This is a genomic window from Novosphingobium sp. AAP1 (assembly GCF_001295765.1).
In the GTDB taxonomy this organism is placed as follows: Bacteria; Pseudomonadota; Alphaproteobacteria; order Sphingomonadales; family Sphingomonadaceae; genus Novosphingobium; species Novosphingobium capsulatum.
This window is the reverse complement of the sequence record NZ_LJHO01000003.1, coordinates 257,747-274,627: the sequence shown is the minus strand read 5'-3', so window position 1 is coordinate 274,627 and position 16,881 is coordinate 257,747. Positions and strand designations below refer to the sequence as shown.

The 16,881-nt window shown below is 65.5% G+C and carries 13 protein-coding genes; 7 read left to right on the top strand and 6 right to left on the bottom strand.

The features are described 5' to 3' along the window. Nucleotides 1-14: 14 nt before the first annotated feature. Both IP65_RS08450 and IP65_RS08445 read right to left on the bottom strand, forming a co-directional pair. Nucleotides 15-1,496 carry a carnitine 3-dehydrogenase gene (locus tag IP65_RS08450; protein ID WP_054131412.1) on the bottom strand — a complete coding sequence of 494 codons (1,482 nt, stop codon included), beginning with the start codon at nucleotides 1,494-1,496 and terminating at the stop codon, nucleotides 15-17. Continuing rightward, entirely contained in the window at nucleotides 1,496-2,389 is an 894-nt protein-coding gene (locus tag IP65_RS08445) for a 3-keto-5-aminohexanoate cleavage protein (RefSeq protein ID WP_054131411.1), read from the bottom strand. Before IP65_RS08445 ends, IP65_RS08450 begins: the two co-directional genes overlap by 1 nt. 112 nt (nucleotides 2,390-2,501) lie before the next feature. Between IP65_RS08445 and IP65_RS08440 the strand changes: the two genes are divergently transcribed. The 4 genes from IP65_RS08440 to IP65_RS08425 all read left to right on the top strand — a co-directional run bounded on the left by IP65_RS08440 (nucleotide 2,502) and on the right by IP65_RS08425 (nucleotide 9,568). Then, nucleotides 2,502-3,491 carry a GlxA family transcriptional regulator gene (locus tag IP65_RS08440; RefSeq protein WP_054131410.1) on the top strand — a complete coding sequence of 330 codons (990 nt, stop codon included), beginning with the start codon at nucleotides 2,502-2,504 and terminating at the stop codon, nucleotides 3,489-3,491. 104 nt (nucleotides 3,492-3,595) lie between these two features. After that, complete coding sequence (locus IP65_RS08435) at nucleotides 3,596-5,008, top strand: cytosine permease (protein ID WP_054131409.1); 1,413 nt, start codon at nucleotides 3,596-3,598, stop codon at nucleotides 5,006-5,008. A 126-nt stretch (nucleotides 5,009-5,134) separates the two neighbouring features. Continuing rightward, nucleotides 5,135-7,441: a TonB-dependent receptor gene (locus IP65_RS08430; RefSeq protein ID WP_054131408.1), complete on the top strand. Its 2,307-nt coding sequence runs from the start codon at nucleotides 5,135-5,137 to the stop codon at nucleotides 7,439-7,441. Nucleotides 7,442-7,498: 57 nt separating this feature from the next. After that, a complete protein-coding gene (locus IP65_RS08425) occupies nucleotides 7,499-9,568 on the top strand; it encodes a phosphocholine-specific phospholipase C (protein ID WP_197279236.1) in 2,070 nt (689 codons plus the stop codon). A 123-nt stretch (nucleotides 9,569-9,691) separates the two neighbouring features. Here the strand turns inward: IP65_RS08425 and IP65_RS08420 are convergent, their stop codons facing one another. Beyond that, nucleotides 9,692-10,393 carry a ThuA domain-containing protein gene (locus IP65_RS08420; protein WP_216643497.1) on the bottom strand — a complete coding sequence of 234 codons (702 nt, stop codon included), beginning with the start codon at nucleotides 10,391-10,393 and terminating at the stop codon, nucleotides 9,692-9,694. A gap of 68 nt (nucleotides 10,394-10,461) precedes the next feature. Then, complete coding sequence (locus tag IP65_RS08415) at nucleotides 10,462-11,922, bottom strand: SRPBCC family protein (protein ID WP_082349958.1); 1,461 nt, start codon at nucleotides 11,920-11,922, stop codon at nucleotides 10,462-10,464. Between the two features lie 171 nt (nucleotides 11,923-12,093). Here IP65_RS08415 and IP65_RS08410 point away from each other — a divergent pair, with 171 nt between their 5' ends. Genes IP65_RS08410 through IP65_RS08400 form a run of 3 tightly spaced genes read left to right on the top strand, consistent with a single transcriptional unit; the run spans nucleotide 12,094 to nucleotide 14,464 of the window. Continuing rightward, entirely contained in the window at nucleotides 12,094-12,873 is a 780-nt protein-coding gene (locus tag IP65_RS08410; RefSeq protein WP_028658080.1) for an SDR family NAD(P)-dependent oxidoreductase, read from the top strand. 2 nt (nucleotides 12,874-12,875) lie between these two features. Next, on the top strand, nucleotides 12,876-13,676 hold the full coding sequence (locus tag IP65_RS08405; RefSeq protein ID WP_028658081.1) for an SDR family NAD(P)-dependent oxidoreductase: 801 nt from the start codon (nucleotides 12,876-12,878) through the stop codon (nucleotides 13,674-13,676). An 11-nt stretch (nucleotides 13,677-13,687) separates the two neighbouring features. After that, nucleotides 13,688-14,464, top strand: coding sequence for an SDR family oxidoreductase (locus IP65_RS08400; protein WP_022677142.1), 777 nt, complete (start codon nucleotides 13,688-13,690; stop codon nucleotides 14,462-14,464). Between the two features lie 42 nt (nucleotides 14,465-14,506). Here IP65_RS08400 and IP65_RS08395 read toward each other — a convergent pair whose 3' ends face one another. Next, a complete protein-coding gene (locus IP65_RS08395; RefSeq protein ID WP_148291763.1) occupies nucleotides 14,507-15,460 on the bottom strand; it encodes a hypothetical protein in 954 nt (317 codons plus the stop codon). A 182-nt stretch (nucleotides 15,461-15,642) separates the two neighbouring features. Beyond that, nucleotides 15,643-16,863, bottom strand: a complete 1,221-nt coding sequence (gene hemA / locus IP65_RS08390) for a 5-aminolevulinate synthase (protein ID WP_022677144.1) — start codon at nucleotides 16,861-16,863, stop codon at nucleotides 15,643-15,645. Between the last annotated feature and the right edge of the window lie 18 nt (nucleotides 16,864-16,881).

The window sequence follows — 16,881 nt, the reverse complement described above, 5'->3', positions numbered from 1 at the left end:
TCTTTCCTTTCTGTTCAGCCCAGCGATATCCGGCGGCCGGCGCCATCGGGAACCGGCAGATCGGCCTGCGCCGTTGCCAGTTCCGCCATGCGCGCCGCCGGCACGCCGGTGGCCGGCCCGGCCCGGCCGGTGTCCTTGCTGACATGCAACAGCATCTGTTCGGCCGTGGCCACCAGTTGCCCGTCGCTGCCGCGAAACAGGCTGTGGAACACGTGGGCGCGCTTGGCATCGGCGCCCAGGATCTGCGTGGCGGCCACCAGGCGATCCCCGGCATGGGTTTCGCCCAGATGGCGGATGTGGGTTTCCACGGTGAACCAGCTGCCGGCCTGCGCCAGGTAGGCCGCATCCACGCCGATGTGCCGCAGCAGCGCATCGGTGGTATCGCCAAACACCTGGAGGTAGCGATGCTCGGTCATGTGGCCGTTGTAATCGATCCATTCCGGCGCCACGTCGGTGGCGTGGAGGGCCAGGGGCCGGCGCTCATCTATGCTGCTGGCGAGCGGGGCGGGGGCCTGCTCCATCAGGCGGCGGGCATAGCTGGCGAGGGTTTGCCCAGCGCCGTAATCCTGCCCGCGCAGGCCCGAAAGCACGGCGATCAGGCAATCGTCGCGCTGGCGCTCCAGCGCGCGGATCGACATATCGCCGGCCTGGTCGTCAGACTGCGCGGCAACCGCGTCGATCAGCTCCTGCGTCAGTTCAGGCGCTTCGAGCTTGGTCCACGGCAGTTTCAGCGCGGGGCCGAACTGCGCCAGGAAATGGCGCATCCCAGCCTCGCCGCCAGCCATGCGATAGATCAGGAACGTGCCCATGAACGACCAGCGCAGCCCGGCGCCAAAGCGGATGGCGTCGTCGATTTCCTCGGTCGTGGCCACGCCGTCGTTCACCAGCCACAGCGCCTCGCGCCACAGGGCTTCGAGCAGGCGATCGGCGATGAACCCGTCGATTTCCTTGCGCACATGCAGCGGGTGCATGCCGATGGCCGAATAGAAGGCGGCGGCGCGGTCCCTGGTTTGGGTTGAGGTCTGGGCGCCGCCGCAGATTTCAACCAGCGGCAGGAGGTATACCGGGTTGAAGGGATGACCCACGACCATCCGCTCGGGATGGGCCATGCCCGATTGCAGGCGTGTGGGCAAAAGGCCCGAGGTGGACGAGCCGATCACCACGTCGGGCCGCGTGGCGGCGTCGATGCGGGCCAGGATCGCGATCTTGAGGTCTTCGCGTTCGGGCAGGCTTTCCTGCACGAAATCGGCATCGGCTACGGCGTCTTCGACGCTGCTGGCCAGGAGCAGGTGGCCTTGCGCGGGCAGGGCACCGGGCACCAGCTTGTCCCAGGCGCGGCGCGCGGCGGCGAGCACGGTCTGCACCTTGCGCTCGATTTCGGGATCGGGATCGAAGATCGCCACGTCGATGCCGTTGAGCAGCATCCGCGCCGCCCAGCCGGCGCCGATTACGCCGCCGCCGACCAGCCCCGCCCGGGCGATGGAGTGCGCCGCCATTACGCCACCTTCCGCAGCTTGAGCTTTTCGCGCACTTCGGCCGGGCCCATCACGCGCACGTTCATCGCCTCGATGATCGTGCGCGCGCGGGTGACGAGATCGGCGTTGGAGGCCTTGACCCCGCGCGAGAGATAGAGGTTGTCTTCCAGGCCGACGCGCACATTGCCACCGGCCAGCACGGCCATGGCGACGAACGGCAGCTGGCGCGCGCCGATCGAAAAGGCCGAGAACGTGGCGCCTGGCGGCAGCTGGTTGACCATGGCCATGGTCGTGCCGGGATCGTCCGGCGCGCCATAGGGGATGCCCAGGCACAGCTGGATCATCACGGGATCATCGAGCAGGCCTTCCTTGATCAGGTCTTTGACAAAGACCAGGTGGCCGAAATCGAACACTTCCAGTTCGGGCCGCACGCCCAGTTGCTGCACTTTGGCCGCCATGGCGCGCAGGTGGCTGGGCGTGTTGGTCATCACATAGTCGCCCAGCGAAAAGTTCATCGTGCCGCAATCGAGCGTGCAGATTTCGGGCAGAAGTTCCACCACATGGGCCAGCCGTTCCATCGGGCCGACCATGTCGGTGCCCACCGGATTGAGCGGCAGGGGATTTTCGCCCGCGCCGAACACCACGTCGCCGCCCATGCCGGCGGTCAGGTTGATGATCACATCGGTATCGGACTCGCGGATGCGCTCCACCACTTCGCGATAAAGCGCGACATCGCGGCTGGCCTGCCCGGTTTGCGGATCACGCACATGGATGTGGGCAATCGCGGCGCCGGCCTTGGCCGCCTCGATCGAGGCCTGCGCGATCTGCGCCGGCGTGATCGGCAGGTCGGGATGACGGCTGGCGGTGTCGCCCGAACCGGTAACCGCGCAAGTGATGAACACGTCGCTCTGCATCGCAACTCCCCCGTGCTGATGATGCCAGCATGCGGCAGGTGCCGTGAAAATTTGACGCGGAAAACGACACAGATGATGCAATTTGCGACGCGGCGTGTTTTCCTGCGCGGCGATGACCGAACCCGCGATACCCCCGCCTGAACGAATCGATTTCCTGCTGGTGGAGGGCTTTTCCGCCCTGGCGTTCTTTTCCACGGTGGAGCCGCTGCGCGTGGCCAATCGCCTGGCCGCCCAGCCGCTGTTTGCCTGGCGCCTGCATTCCGCCGATGGCGAGCCGGTGGCGGCATCGAGCGGGATGCGCGTGGTGGTCGATGCGCCGCTGGCTGCGCTCGATCCGCCGGGCACGCTGATCGTGTGCGCCGGGTTCCATCCCGAACGCGGCCTTGGGCGCGCCGGGCTGGCCGCGCTGCGCCGCTTTGGGCGCGGGGGCGGGCGGTTTGGCGCGATCGACACCGGCATCGTGCTGCTGGCCCAGGCCGGGGTGGCCGGGCCGGGGCCGGTGGCGATCCACTGGGAGGCGGAAAGCGGGTTTCGCGAGGCCTGGCCGCAGATCGCCGTGGCCGATGCGCTCTACACGCTGAGCGAGCGGCTGTTCAGCTGTGCCGGTGGCACCGCCGCGCTCGACATGATGCTCGAACGCATCGCCCGCGCCCATGGCCTCGCTTTTGCCAATGCCGTGGCCGAACAGTTCATCCACGACCGCATCCGCCCGGCCGGCGAAGGGCAGCGCATGGCGGCCGGCCAGCGCCTGGCGATCCGCGATCCGCACCTGCTGCGCGCGATCGCCGCGATGGAGGCCCACCTCGACCTGCCGTTGCGCTCGGCCGACCTCGCCCGCCAGGCAGGCGTGGGCGTGCGCCGGCTGGAGCGGCTGTTCCTGGCGCATCTGGGCGTTTCGCCGCAGCGCCACTATCGCCGGCTGCGGCTGGAACGGGCGCGGGTGCTGCTCGAAACCACCGACATGCGCGTGCTCGACGTGGCGCTGGCCACGGGCTTTGATTCGGCATCGGCGCTGACCCGCGATCTGCGCCGCGCGTTTGGCATCACCGCCACCGCCGCCCGCCGTGGCACCCGCTTTGCCCGCGCCACCAAGGCCGAGTGAGCCTTGCGCATTTCCCCCCTTGCGGCCCCCGGCCAAGCCCCCCAGCATCGCGTGTACACACGGGCGTGCACAGGCACGACCCGCCAAGACGGGGGAAATGGGCCATGTCCAGCCAACCGGTTACGCGCTCGCGGATAGAGGCGCATTCGATCGATTTCGTGCCGCTGGCCGAGCGGCACGGCAAAGTCTGGCATCTGTGGCCGGTGTGGTTTGCCGGCGATGCGCACCTGGCCACGCTGGCCACCGGCGCGCTGGGCATTGCCATGGGGCTCAACCTGTTCTGGTCGCTGGTGGCGATCGTGGGCGGCTGCGCGCTGGGCACGTTCTTCATGGCGTTCCATGCGGCGCAAGGGCCGCAGCTGGGCCTGCCGCAGATGATCCAGTCGCGCCCGCAGTTCGGCTATCGCGGGGCGCTGCTGGTGTGGGTGGTCGCGCTGATCACCTACGTTGGCTACAACGCGTTCAACCAGGTGCTGGCGGCGCAGACGGTGCAGGAACTGGCAGGCCTGCCGGCCCGGCCGACGATGGCGGTTTTCACCATTCTGGCGATGGGCGTGGCGTTGATCGGCTATGACCTGATCCACCGGGCGCAGCGCACGCTGGCCTTTGCCCTGATCGCGATCCTGGCGGTGTTTACCGCCGGCGCAGCCTGGCTGGTGCCACTGCCCGCCGGGCAGTTCGATCCCCATCGCTTCGTGATGATCCCGTTCCTGCTGCAGTTCTTTGCCGCGGCCGCGTATCAGCTCAGCTGGTCGATCTATGTTTCTGATTATTCGCGCTATCTTCCACCCGAAGTAGGCGTGCGCGCGGCGTTCTGGTGGACCTTTGGCGGTGCCATGCTGGGCGGGGTGTGGATGATGGCAGTGGGCGCGATCGCTGCCGCCGCGCTGCCGCAGGATGGCGTGATCGCCGCCGCGCGCATGGTGGGGGACCAGATCGTGCCCGGGTTCGGCATGGTGCTGCTGGTCGTCGCCTTTGCCGGGCTGATCACGGCCACCTCGCTCAATTTCTACGGCGCGTCACTGACGCTGCTGTCGATTGCGGATTCCTTCATGACCCTGCGCAGCACGGTCCGCGAACGCGTGGTCTCGTTGGTGATCGTGACCGTGCTGGCCTCGGCGCTATCGTTTTCCGCGTCGAAGGATTTCATGCACGATTACGAACTGCTGCTGTCGGTGCTGTTGTATATCTTCACGCCATGGACGGCGATAAACCTTGTTGATTTCTATATCGTGCGAAAAGGGCATTATTCGATTGCGGCGATATTTGATCCAGACGGCATCTATGGCCGGTGGAATGCGCGCGGGCTGATCGCCTATCTTGCCGGGTTCCTGGCCATGGTGCCGTTCTTCAGCACGCATGTTTTTACAGGGCCGGTCGCGCGCGCCCTGGGCGGGGCAGACATCTCGATGCTGATCGGCTTGCCGGTCTCGGCGCTGGCCTATCTCGTCTTGTGCAGAAACGTTTCGGCAACGCAACAGATGGAGGTGCCGCAGCATAAGCAAAGCGTTTGTTGACCATAAGTTGCGCTTTGCATAACTTTTTTGACAGGAGGACCTGGCTGAATTGATCCGGTGAGTCCGCACAAGCGCATAACGCCCGCGTTCCCGTGATCATTCAGTACAACACATGGGGGAATTCATATGCGTTATAAGCATCTATCCGGCGTTGCCCTGCTTGCGCTCGCCGGCGCCGCCTCACCCGTCCTCGCGCAATCAGCACCCGATGCGGCAACGCCGGCGTCTGCTGCCGGGGGCGATGACGAAGGCAGTCCCATCGTTGTCTATGGCCGTGGCGAAACCCGCCAGGTCCAGACCGTTACCGCGGTTGATATCAAGGCCGCCACGCCCGGCACCAGCCCGCTCAAGGTGCTGGAAAAGCTGCCCAGCGTTTCGGTGCAATCGGCCAATGCGCTGGGCACCAACGAATGGTCCACGCGCTTTTCGGTGCGCAGCTTCAGCCAGAACCAGCTTGGCTTCACGCTCGATGGCGTGCCGCTGGGCGACATGAGCTATGGCAATTTCAACGGCCTGCACATCAGCCGCGCCATCGCCTCGGAAAACATCGGCAGTTCCACCCTGGCGCAGGGTTCGGGCGCGCTCGATACGCCGTCGAGTTCCAACCTGGGCGGCACCGTGCAATTCTTCAGCCAGACGCCGACCGACGATTTCGGCGTCGATACCCAGGCCAGCTATGGCAGCGAAAACGCCTATCGCCTGTTCGGCCGGCTCAACACCGGCGATCTGGGTGGCGGGGTCAAGGCCTATGTCAGCGGATCGTGGCTCGATGCGCCCAAGTGGAAGGGCGAAGGCAAGCAGCAGGCCTGGTCGGTCAACAGCAAGATCGTGGTGCCGCTGGGCACGAGTGCCAAGCTGACGGCCTTTGCCAACTATTCCGATTTCAAGGACGACGACTACATGGATATGTCGCCGGCCTTGATCCAGAAATATGGCTGGAACTGGGATTATATCCGCAACGATTACAAGACCGCTCTGGCGATTGCCAAGAACCTGCAATCGGATCTGGTCAACTATTCCAAGTATTGCGCCAATTACGCCGGATACAGCCAGACGATCTGCGCCGATGATACCTATTACAACGGCTATGGCCTGCGTAAGGACTTCCTGGCCGGCGCCAGCCTGACGGCAGACCTTGGCAGTGGCCTGTCGCTGCGCATTTCGCCCTATTATCACCACAACAAGGGCATCGGCACGTGGTGGACGCCCTATACCCCAACGCCGGGCGGCGCGGCGCTGTCGATCCGTTCCACCTCGTACAAGATTGCGCGCGGCGGCCTGACCGGGGCGCTGACCTACAAGATCGGCACAAACGAACTGGAACTGGGCGGTTGGTACGAATCCAACAAGTATACCACGGCGCGGCAGTTCTTCCCGCTGGCGGACTCGACCACGTCGAGCATCGACAACCGCGAGTGGCCGCAAAATCCGTTCTACACGCAGTATAAGTACAACTTCAAAATCACCACCGCGCAGTTCTTTGTCCAGGATACGTTCCAGGCCACCGACAGCCTCAAGATCAACGCCGGCTTCAAGGGCCTCAGCGTGATCGTCGACAACCAGTACGATCCCGCCAGCCAATCCAGCGCTGCCGCGCGCGATACCTCGGGCCGGCTCAAGGCGCGTGACCTGTTCCTGCCGCAGGCGGGCGTGAACTATACGTTCAACCCCCAGGTCGAGGCGTTCCTCAGCTATGCCGAGAACATGCGCGCCTTTACCACCGATCCGTTCATGACGAACCAGGCCGGTTTCCAGGCCATCAAGAACACGATCAAGCCGGAAACCTCGAAGACGGTGGAAGGCGGCCTGCGCTTCCATCTCGATCACTTCGAAGGCTCTATCGCGGGCTATCACGTCAAGTTCGAGAACCGGCTGCTTTCGGTGCAGCCCTGCGCCATCATCGTAGGCTGCGCCACGGTGCTGTCCAACGTGGGTTCGGTCACCACCAACGGGGTGGAACTGGCCGGCACCTATCACCTGACCCGGGCGCTGTCGCTCTATGGCTCGTATTCCTATACCGATGCGCGGTATGACGACGACGTGCTGAGCGGCGTGCTCTACCCCACCAAGAACAAGCAGGTGGCGACGGTTCCGGCGCACCTCGCCAACGCCGAAATCGCCTATGACGATGGCGTGATCAGCGGCCGGATCGGCGCCAATTACCAGTCCAAGCGCTATTACACCTATACCAACGATGCCAGCGTGCCCGGCCGCGTGCTGGTCGATGTCTCGCTGGGCTATCACTTCGATGCCGCCGACGGCCCGCTGCATAATCTGGAAATCCAGGGGAACGTCACAAATCTGTTCGACAAGAAGTATATCGCGACGCTCGGTGAGAACGGTCTGGCCTTCACCGACCCCGGTGGTACGCTGCAGTCGATGCTGGTGGGGGCGCCGCGCCAGGCCTCGATCACGCTGCGCAAGCGGTTTTGACAGAGTACGGATGCCGGCGAGCGCAGCGCCGGCATCCGCCTGTTTATTGAGGCAAGCATGATGACGTATCGGCCGGCGCGCCGCAGTTTCCTGAAAGCGGTGGCGGCGGCCGGGGCGGCCGGAACCTTGCCGCAATCGATCGCCACGGCTCTGGCGCTGCCGGCCGCACGGCGCACCGGCACGCTGGCCGATGTCGAACATGTGGTCATCCTGATGCAGGAAAACCGCTCGTTCGATCACTATTACGGCACTCTGCGCGGGGTGCGCGGCTATGGCGATCCGCGCCCGCTGCTGTTGCGCAATGGGCAAAGCGTGTTTCACCAGCCCACGCCCGATCGCCAGGGCGTGGTGCTGCCTTTCCGCATGGATGGCCGGATCAGCAATGCCCAGGGCCTGAAAAGTCTGGACCACAGCTGGAAGGGCGCCTTTGCCGATTGGGCGGAATACGACAGCTGGATCAAGCACAAGACGCCGCAGTCGATGGGCCATTTCGTGCGCGAGGACATCCCGTTCTACCACGCGCTGGCCGATGCCTTTACCATCAACGACCAGTATTTCTGCTCGATCCACGGGCCGACCAATCCCAACCGCATGTTCCTGTTTTCAGGCACCAGCGGGCTGAGCGCAGGCGACGATCGCGCCCAGGCGGTCGACAATGCCGACGATGGCAACTGGACCGCCGACATGGCGCGCGACAAGGCCGATTTCCCCGGCGCGGCGCGCTGGACGACTTATGCCGAGCGGCTGGAACAGGCCGGGGTAAGCTGGCAGGTCTATCAGGAATACGAGAATTTCGGCGACAACTCGCTGCCGTACTTCGCCAATTTCCGCGGGCTCGATCGTGCGTCGTCGCTCTATCGGCGCGGGCGGGCGTGGGTGGCGGGATCGAGCGCAGAAACGGCCGAAACCTCGCAGGCGCAATATCTGGTCTCTGCCTTTGCCAAGGACGTGGCCGCCGATACCCTGCCGCAGGTTTCATGGATCGTGGCGCCGGCGCGCTATTCCGAGCATCCCGAGGCGACGCCGGCCTTTGGCGAAAGCCTGACCGCGCGCCTGATCGAAGCGCTGGTGGCCAATCCCAAGGTCTGGGCGAAGACCGCGCTGATCATCAACTATGATGAAAACGATGGCTTTTTCGACCATGTCCCCGGCCCGGTGCCGGCGGTGAACCGTGCCCAGGGCTTGAGCAGCGTGGACACGCATGGCGAGGCCTACAAGGGCGAGCCGGTGGGACTGGGCATCCGCGTGCCGCTGATGATCGTTTCGCCCTGGACGCGCGGCGGCTTTGTCCATTCCGGGGTCAATGATCACACCTCGGTGATCCGCTTCCTGGAGCGGCGCTTTGGCGTGATGGAGCCCAACATTTCGCCCTGGCGCCGCGCGGTCACCGGCGATCTGGTCGACATGTTCGATTTTGCCGATCCCGATGGATCGGCGCTGCATGCCTTGCAGGCACTGCCCGCGATCGGCGACTATCGCGCCCGCGTGGCCGCGCAGGCCGCCCTGCCGCAACCGCATCCGCCGGCCGAGCAGGCCATGCCCCAGCAGGAACCCGGCCAGCGCCCGGCGCGCGCACTGCCCTATCGCCTGGCGGTGGCAGAGGTGGGCAGCGGTGCCGACTGGCAGCTGGAATTTGCCAATACCGGGCGCCAGGGCGCGGTGTTCCAGGTCTATGATCGCGGGGGCACTGCAGGGCCGTGGACTTATACCGTGGCAGCGGGCGCGACCCTGCGCGATCGGCCGCCGGGCCTGGCTGCCGGGCCGTGCCGCCTGACGGTGCGCGGGCCCAATGGCTTTGTGCGCGATCTGGCCGGGCCGCTGCCGCCGCCCGCGCGTGTATCGGTGCAGGAAGCGGGCGATACGCTGCTGGTGGCACTGGCCAATCCTGGCGCGGCGCCGGTGACGCTGTCGCTGCGGCACCTGGCCTATGGACCGGCTGCGCCGCAGCGTATCGTGCTGGCGCCCGGCCAGGCGCGCACGGTGCGGGTGGCGATTGCCGCCAGCCACCACTGGTATGATCTTGCCGTGGAGGGCCCCGATGGCTTTCGCCGCCGCTTTGCCGGCCACGTCGAGACTGGAAAGCCGAGCTGGTCTGATCCGGCGATGGGGACGATGGTCGAGGTGTAGGCTGGTTGCGGTTTTGATAATTGCAGCGGGACCCCGGATCAAGTCCGGGGTGACGAGAAAATAAAGCTATCCTAACATGTTACCGTCACCCCGGACTTGATCCGGGGTCCCGCTTTGGTCCCGCTACAGCGGCTCTTTCAGCCAGGCCACGCCACGGCGCAACAGATCGTGGAATACCGGCAGATCCCAGGCGCAGCGGTCCACGCTGGGCCACCAGTCGAGCATCGGTTGCAGGTCATAGTGCCCGCGGCAGTGGCCCAGGGTAAGGTAGAGCACCGCGCCCTCGCCGTGGTCCTTGATGTAGAACACCGGATGGCGGCCGGGGGCGGCGGCGGCCTCGACAAAGCCGGTGCCCGGCTCGGTGCAGCAGGTATCGAGCAGGACGTGCAGGTTGCCGTGGGTTTCGAGGTGATAAAGCTCGTCCGTGGTGTCGAACGGCTCCACGCCGGCAACCAGCGGATGGGCGGGATCGGCCACTTCGACGCGATAGGGCGCGATTGGTGGGTGGCTGATGAACTGGCTGCCCAGCATGTCCATGAACAGCGGCGCCCAGCGCGGCGCATCCCACAGCCCGGCGTTGGGCCCCTGGTCGAGCAGGCGCAGCACCGAATTTGTGCCGTGCAGCGCATACCAGCGCCCGCCGCGCGCCAGCCAGGCGCGCAGCGCTTCCTGCGCGGCCAGTGAGGGCGTCACGTCGCAGGTATAGGTGATCAGGATATCGGCCGCCTCGATCGCGGCGATGTTCTCGTAATCCTCGAACACGCGGGTGCGCACGGCGGGATCGTCGGCCAGAAGCTTCAGCAGTTCCAGCCGGGCGAAATCCATGTCGTGCCACACCCCGCCGCAGATGAGCACGCAGTCGATGCGGCGCGGGTGGCTCTGCCCGGGTTCGCTCACGCACCGGCTCCGTCGCTGCCTTCGGGAATGCCGAGGTATTGATCGAGCGTCTGCTGGAACTGGCGCAGGCGGATTTCCTGGTAGTTGCCCAGCTGCACCTTGCCGGTCTTGGAGGCGTGGAGGCCTTCCTGCACATAGGGCAGGTTATCCATGTCCTGTTCGAACACGTCGCCCAGGATGCCCAGTTCGGGCGCCTCGGTCCATTTCTGGTCAAGCCGCAGGAACTTCATCGGCACGCCGCGCGGATGCTTTTCACCCTTTTTCACGCGCATCAGGATGCGCACTTCCATGATGCAGGTATCGGGCGTTTTTCCGGGGCGCCAGCGATAGACGATGTTGGGCATGAACCCGCCCCACGGGGCGAAGTTGGGGAACACGTTATAGACCAGCGCATCGAGCAGTTCGGCATCGGTGGCGTGATCGTGGTCATAGCCGGTCTGCGCGGTATAGGCCGCGCGCATCTTGGCGCCCAGCGCCTCGCGCGCGGTCATGCCTTCGGGCACTTCAACAGCATAGGGATCGGCGGCGGTATCATAGTTGTCGCCGCTGCGGCCGTTGTATTTCACGAACTGGTCAACGATCCACTGCTCGCTCTTGCCCGCCGGATCGAGGTGCGGCGACATCGTGCCGAACGGCACGAGGTTGACGTTCACATGATCGCCCCAGGTCCAGTAGGCGCTGTTGCAATCACCGGTGAAAGGCAGCAGCTGCGGGTGGGTGACCACGGTGTGCCAGGCTTCCATGAAGGCTTCGGCCGTGACTTTCCAGTTGGCCGGCACTTCCTTGCCCACCCACATCACTGTCACGCATTCTTCATGGCGCCAGCGCTTGAAGTGATCGGGCAGGGGGGCGAGGAATTCCTCCAGGCTCGGCCCGCCCGGCTCTTCCCGCAGGAAGATGTAGCCGCCCCACTGGCCCACCTCTACCGCCGGCAGCGCCAGCTTGTTTTCATCGAGGTGGGCGAAATCCCACTTGCATGGCATGTGGTTGAAACTGCCGTCCTTGTTCCAGGCAAAGCCATGGAACGGGCAGACGAAGCGATCGGCCGTGCCATCTTCGGTGCGCAGCTTGCGGCCGCGATGGAGGCACACGTTGTGCATGGCGCGCACCGATCCATCGTCCTGGCGCGAGATGAGGAAACTGCGCCCGGCGTTTTCATAAACGACATAATCGCCCGGCTCGGGCAGGTCTTCCTCGCGCGCGGCGAACTGCCACACGCGCGGCCACATCCGCTCGCGTTCCAGCTGGGCGAAATGCTCGCTGGTATAGCGCGCTGCGGCGATCGGCGTGCTGCCGCGGTTCTGATAGCTGGGCGTGGTCAGCACCTCGGGCGCGGGCCGCGAATCGGCGGCCATCAGTTCCAGCCAGCTGATCCCCTCGCTGACCGGCAGGCCGCAGCTTTCGGGCGTAGGGCGCTGGGCCACGGTGTCTGCGCTTGCGGTATCGGGTGCTGCCATGGTGGGTGCCATCCTGTCCTCTCGCGCCGGATCGTGACTGCCCGGCCTACATGCCAGCATGGTCTAGGACGGCGACGCGGCGCAAGTCACCTTGCTGAAAGCATAGGTTTCGCGCGCGCCCGGATCGCGGCATGATCACCCATCAAGACCAAAATGCGGGAGAGAATGGCCGTGTCCAGGAGGCTGGAAGGAAAAGTGGCGCTGGTAACCGGCGGCACCAGCGGGATCGGCGCAGGGACGGTGCGCCGCCTCGCGGCCGAAGGCGCCAAGGTGGTGTTTACCGGATCGCGCGCCGAACTGGGCGAGGCACTGGCGCAGGAGGTGGGCGGCCGCTTTGCCAGCCACCGCGTGGAAGATGCCGCCGCCTGGCCGGCCCTGATCGAGAGCGTGCTGGCCGAGCATGGCCGGCTGGATATCGCATTCGCCAATGCCGGCACCGAACAGGGCGACGCCAATATCGAGGATGTGACGATCGAAGGCTGGTCCAAGATCGTGGCCATCAATCAGACCGGCGTGATGCTGACAGTGCAGCACGCGATCCGCGCCATGGCCCGCAACCAGGGCGCCACGGGATCGATCATCATCAATTCCTCGATGAACGCGGCGCGCCCGCTGGGCAACTATGTCACCTATTCCACCACCAAGGCCGCTGTCGTGGCGCTGGCCAAGTCGGCTGCGGTCTATTGTGGGCAAAAGCGCTATCGCATCCGCGTCAACGCCATCCTGCCTGGCGTGGTGGAAACCGACCTGATCCGCGCCATCATGGAAAGCCAGCCCGATCCGGCCGCCGTGCGCGCGATCTATGAAGGCATGGCGCCGATGAACCGCATGGCGCAGGTGGAGGAAGTGGCGGGCCTGGTCGCCTATCTGGCGAGCGATGAGGCGAGCTTCATTTCGGGCGCGGAACTGACGATCGACGGCGCCACCACGGCCGGGATGATGGGGGTATGACGATGGCCCGTCTGCATGGGCGCATGGCCCTGGTCACCGGCGGCCTGCGCGGCATTGGCCTGGCGATTGCCACGCGCCTGGCCAGCGAAGGCGCGGCAGTGACGATCAGCGATCTCGACGCGCCCGACAGCGCGGCGGTGGCGCAGGCCCTGGCCGCGCTGGGCAGCGATGCGGCCTATCTGCGCGCCGATGTTACCAGCGAAGCGGATTGGGCGGAGATTGCGGCGCAGATGGAGGCCAAGGGGGCTTGCCATATCCTGGTCAACAACGCTGGCACCGATCTGACCGGCGCGGTGGAAACCTTGAGCCTGGACGCCTGGCGCAAGATCATGGCGATCAATGTCGATGGCGTGTTCCTGGGCACGCGGGCGCTGGTGCCACTGATGGCGCGCAGCGGCGCCGATGTGGCCGGCGGGGCGAGCATCATCAACGTCAGCTCGATCATGGGGCTGGTCGGCTATTCGGAAGTATCGGCCTATAACGCCAGCAAGGGGGCGGTGCGCCTGTTCACCAAGGGCATCGCGGTGGAATTTGCGCAAAAGCGCATGCCGATCCGCGCCAATTCGCTGCATCCCGGCTTTGTCCGTACCCCGCTGCTCAACGCCGGGTTCCAGCGCTGGGTGGACAAGGGCTTTGCCGAAAAGCCCGAAGACTTGGTCGCGGCGATGGAAGCGGCCACGCCCAATGGCCGCCTGGCCGAACCGGAAGAACTCGCCGGCCCTGCCGCGTTCCTGGCGAGTGCTGACGCCAGCTATATGACCGGGGCCGAACTCGTCATCGATGGCGGCTGGACCGCGCAATAGGGAAAGACGCCATGGCATTTGAACTCGACAACGTGGTCGCCGTGGTGACCGGCGCGCGGGGTGGCATCGGCCGCGAGGTGGTGCGCGCGATGAAGGCGGCTGGCGCCACGGTGATCGCGACGGACGTGGCGGCGCCCGATGACGGTGTGGCCGATCATGCCCTGGCGCATGACGTGACCAGCCAGGCCGATTGGCAGGCCGTGGCGGATCTGGCGGCCGAACACTATGGCCGCATCGATGCCCTGGTCAACGTGGCCGGCATCAGCGTGGTCGCGAGCATCGAGGAAACCCCGCTGGAAGAATGGCGGCGGATCAATGCGGTCAACGTGGAAAGCGTGGTGATCGGGGTGCAGACCCTGCTGCCGCTGTTGAAGGCGGGCGGCCAGGCACGCGCCAGCGGCGCTTCCATAGTCAACTTCTCCAGCGTGGGCGGCATCAAGGGCGCACCGTTCAACGGCGCCTATTGCACCAGCAAGGCGGCGGTGAAGATGCTGTCGAAATGCATGGGCGCCGAATTTGCCGCGCTCGGCTACAACATCCGCGCCAACAGCGTGCATCCCGGCGGGATCGACACGCCGATGCTGCAATCGATCATGCAGCGCTATGTCGATCTGGGTGCGGTGCCCTCGCTTGAGGTATCGATGCAGGGCGTTGTCGCCGCGCATCCGATCGGGCGGCTCGGCCGACCCGCGGAAATGGCCGGCGGTGTGGTCTATCTCTGCTCTGACGCGGCAAGTTTTGTCACCTGCAGCGAGTTCATGATGGACGGGGGATACTGCATGAGCTGAAACCGGTGCGTGGCCCACGCACCGGCGTCATGAGTGGCGCCGTCAGAAGTGGCGGTAGCCCTGATGACCATAGGGACGGCCATAGGGGCGGCCGTAGTAACCCGGCCGGCCGTAATAGCCGCGATTGCCCCAGCCATAGGGATGGTAGGGGCGATAGGCCCGGTAATAGTAATCGTGATAGGGGTAAGGGCGATAGGTCCAACGGTCGCCGACATAGACCCACGGGCGATACCAGCCCGGCGCGGCATAGTAATAGTTGGAAAAATACACCGTGTCATAGCTGTAGGGCGCCGCGCCCGACCGCACGACAAAGCCCGGCGGGCAGCCTGGGCTGGTCTGGTTGGCCGTGCTGCCACCGATCGCGGCGCCACCCACGGCACCCACGGCCGCGCCGGCCAGCGTGCCAAAGCCACCATCGTGGCGGCTCGACAGGCCATTGCCCACCAGCGCGCCGAAAATCCCGCCGATCACCGCGCCGGCGGTGGCATTGCTGCGCGCCTTGACGCAGTTGTCGCGGGCCCAGGCCTCGGCATCGGCGGCATAGCGCGCGTCACGCTCTGCCTGTGCCTGGTCGATCGCGGCGGGGCTGTAGCCAGGTGGCGGTGGCGGCGGGCGGGTGCCATCGTATCCGGGCGGCGGGCCCTGATCATAGCTTTGCACCTGCACCGACAGCGTCGTGGTGGTGCCATTGGGGGCATAGCCCTGGGGCGGTTGCTGGTTATAACCGCGCTGGTCATACCCCTGTTGGTTGTATCCCTGCTGATTATAGCCTTGGGGTGCGTTCTGATCGTAATAGCCCGGCGGCGGGCCTTGATCCTCTCCCTCCTGATCGCCCGGAGGCGGCGGCGGCGCGCCATAGCCCTGCTGGGGCGGCGGGGGCGGATAATCGGAATAGCTACCGGCCTGCTGGGCAGAGGCGCTGCCAGCCATCAGCGGCAAGACCGCCATGGCAGCGGCGCCGGTTGCAAGAATGATGCGGGAAAGAGGCTGTGCCATCGGCTTGATCCACTCACTGTGATGCGTCGTGGCTATGGCCGGGCGCGTGAACGGATGCTGACGGTTTTGCCGCTTTGCGACGAGCCGATAAAGGGGTTGGCTGGCGCGCGCTACGTGCTGGCAGGATAGCAAGGTCCACGGCCCGCAACCACTGGGTTGCGGGCCCCTTTCCTGCATTCTCGTCACGCTGCGGCGGAGCGGCGGGCCAGTTCACATTGCGACCAGATGTCACTCAAGGCGTCGATCAGCCGATCGATATCGCCGTCGCTGTGCACCGGCGAGGGCGTGATGCGCAGGCGTTCGGTGCCGCGCGGCACGGTGGGATAGTTGATCGGCTGCACATAGATGCCGTGGTTGTCCATCAGCCAGTCGCTGATGCGCTTGCACTTGCGCGCGTCGCCCACCATCACCGGGATGATATGGCTGGGATTGGGCAGGTGCGGAATGCCCATGGCATCGAGCCGGCGGCGCACGGTGGCGACGCGTTCCTTGTGGCGTGCGCGCTCCATCTCGCTGCCCTTGAGGTGGCGGATGCTGGCCGCTGCGCCGGCCGCCAACGCTGGAGGCAGGGCTGTGGTGAAGATGAAGCCGCTGGAAAAGGTGCGCACGAAATCGCACAGGCTGGCCGACGCGGCGATATAGCCGCCCATCACCCCGAAGGCCTTGCCCAGCGTGCCTTCGATCACGGTGATGCGGTCCATCAGCCCTTCGCGTTCGGCCACGCCGCCGCCGCGCGGGCCATAGAGGCCCACCGCGTGGACTTCGTCGATATAGCTCATCGCGCCGTGCGCCTCGCACACGTCGAGAATATCGGCGATCGGGGCGATATCGCCATCCATCGAATAGACGCTTTCGAACGCGACCAGCTTGGGCACGTCTGGCCCATATTGGGAGAGCAGTTCATCGAGATGGGCGGCATCGTTGTGGCGCCAGATATGGCACTTGGCGCGCGAATGGCGAATGCCCTCGATCATCGAGGCGTGGTTGAGCGCATCGGAAAAGACCACGCAGCCCGGGATCTTCGCCGCCAGCGTGCCCAGGCCCGCCCAGTTGGAGACATAGCCGCTGGTGAACAGCAGGGCGGCTTCCTTGCCATGAAGATCGGCCAGTTCGGCCTCGAGCACGACGTGGTGATGGTTGGTGCCCGAAATATTGCGCGTGCCGCCAGCGCCGGCGCCGCATTCGTCCAGCACGGCGTGCATGGCATCGAGCACGAGCGGGTGCTGCCCCATGCCAAGGTAATCGTTGGAGCACCACACAGTGATCGGGTGGGTGGTTTCATCGACATAGCGCGTGGCGTGGGGGAAACGGCCGCAGTGGCGCTCGATCTCGGTAAAGATGCGATAGCGGCCTTCCTCGCGAACGTTTGCCAGTTCCCCCTGGAAATAGGTTTCAAAATCCATCGCGCTCGGTCCTCTCGT

Excerpts from the sequence above, each read along its gene's own strand:
- IP65_RS08435 (WP_054131409.1), top strand. The coding sequence starts at position 3,596 with ATGTCCAGCCAACCGGTTACGCGCTCGCGGATAGAGGCGCATTCGATC.
- IP65_RS08395 (WP_148291763.1), bottom strand. The coding sequence starts at position 15,460 with ATGGCACAGCCTCTTTCCCGCATCATTCTTGCAACCGGCGCCGCTGCC.
- IP65_RS08405 (WP_028658081.1), top strand. The coding sequence starts at position 12,876 with ATGGCCCGTCTGCATGGGCGCATGGCCCTGGTCACCGGCGGCCTGCGC.
- IP65_RS08430 (WP_054131408.1), top strand. The coding sequence starts at position 5,135 with ATGCGTTATAAGCATCTATCCGGCGTTGCCCTGCTTGCGCTCGCCGGC.
- IP65_RS08420 (WP_216643497.1), bottom strand. The coding sequence starts at position 10,393 with ATGGATTTCGCCCGGCTGGAACTGCTGAAGCTTCTGGCCGACGATCCC.
- IP65_RS08425 (WP_197279236.1), top strand. The coding sequence starts at position 7,499 with ATGATGACGTATCGGCCGGCGCGCCGCAGTTTCCTGAAAGCGGTGGCG.
- IP65_RS08445 (WP_054131411.1), bottom strand. The coding sequence starts at position 2,389 with ATGCAGAGCGACGTGTTCATCACTTGCGCGGTTACCGGTTCGGGCGAC.
- IP65_RS08415 (WP_082349958.1), bottom strand. The coding sequence starts at position 11,922 with ATGGCAGCACCCGATACCGCAAGCGCAGACACCGTGGCCCAGCGCCCT.
- IP65_RS08400 (WP_022677142.1), top strand. The coding sequence starts at position 13,688 with ATGGCATTTGAACTCGACAACGTGGTCGCCGTGGTGACCGGCGCGCGG.
- IP65_RS08450 (WP_054131412.1), bottom strand. The coding sequence starts at position 1,496 with ATGGCGGCGCACTCCATCGCCCGGGCGGGGCTGGTCGGCGGCGGCGTA.
- hemA (WP_022677144.1), bottom strand. The coding sequence starts at position 16,863 with ATGGATTTTGAAACCTATTTCCAGGGGGAACTGGCAAACGTTCGCGAG.
- IP65_RS08440 (WP_054131410.1), top strand. The coding sequence starts at position 2,502 with ATGACCGAACCCGCGATACCCCCGCCTGAACGAATCGATTTCCTGCTG.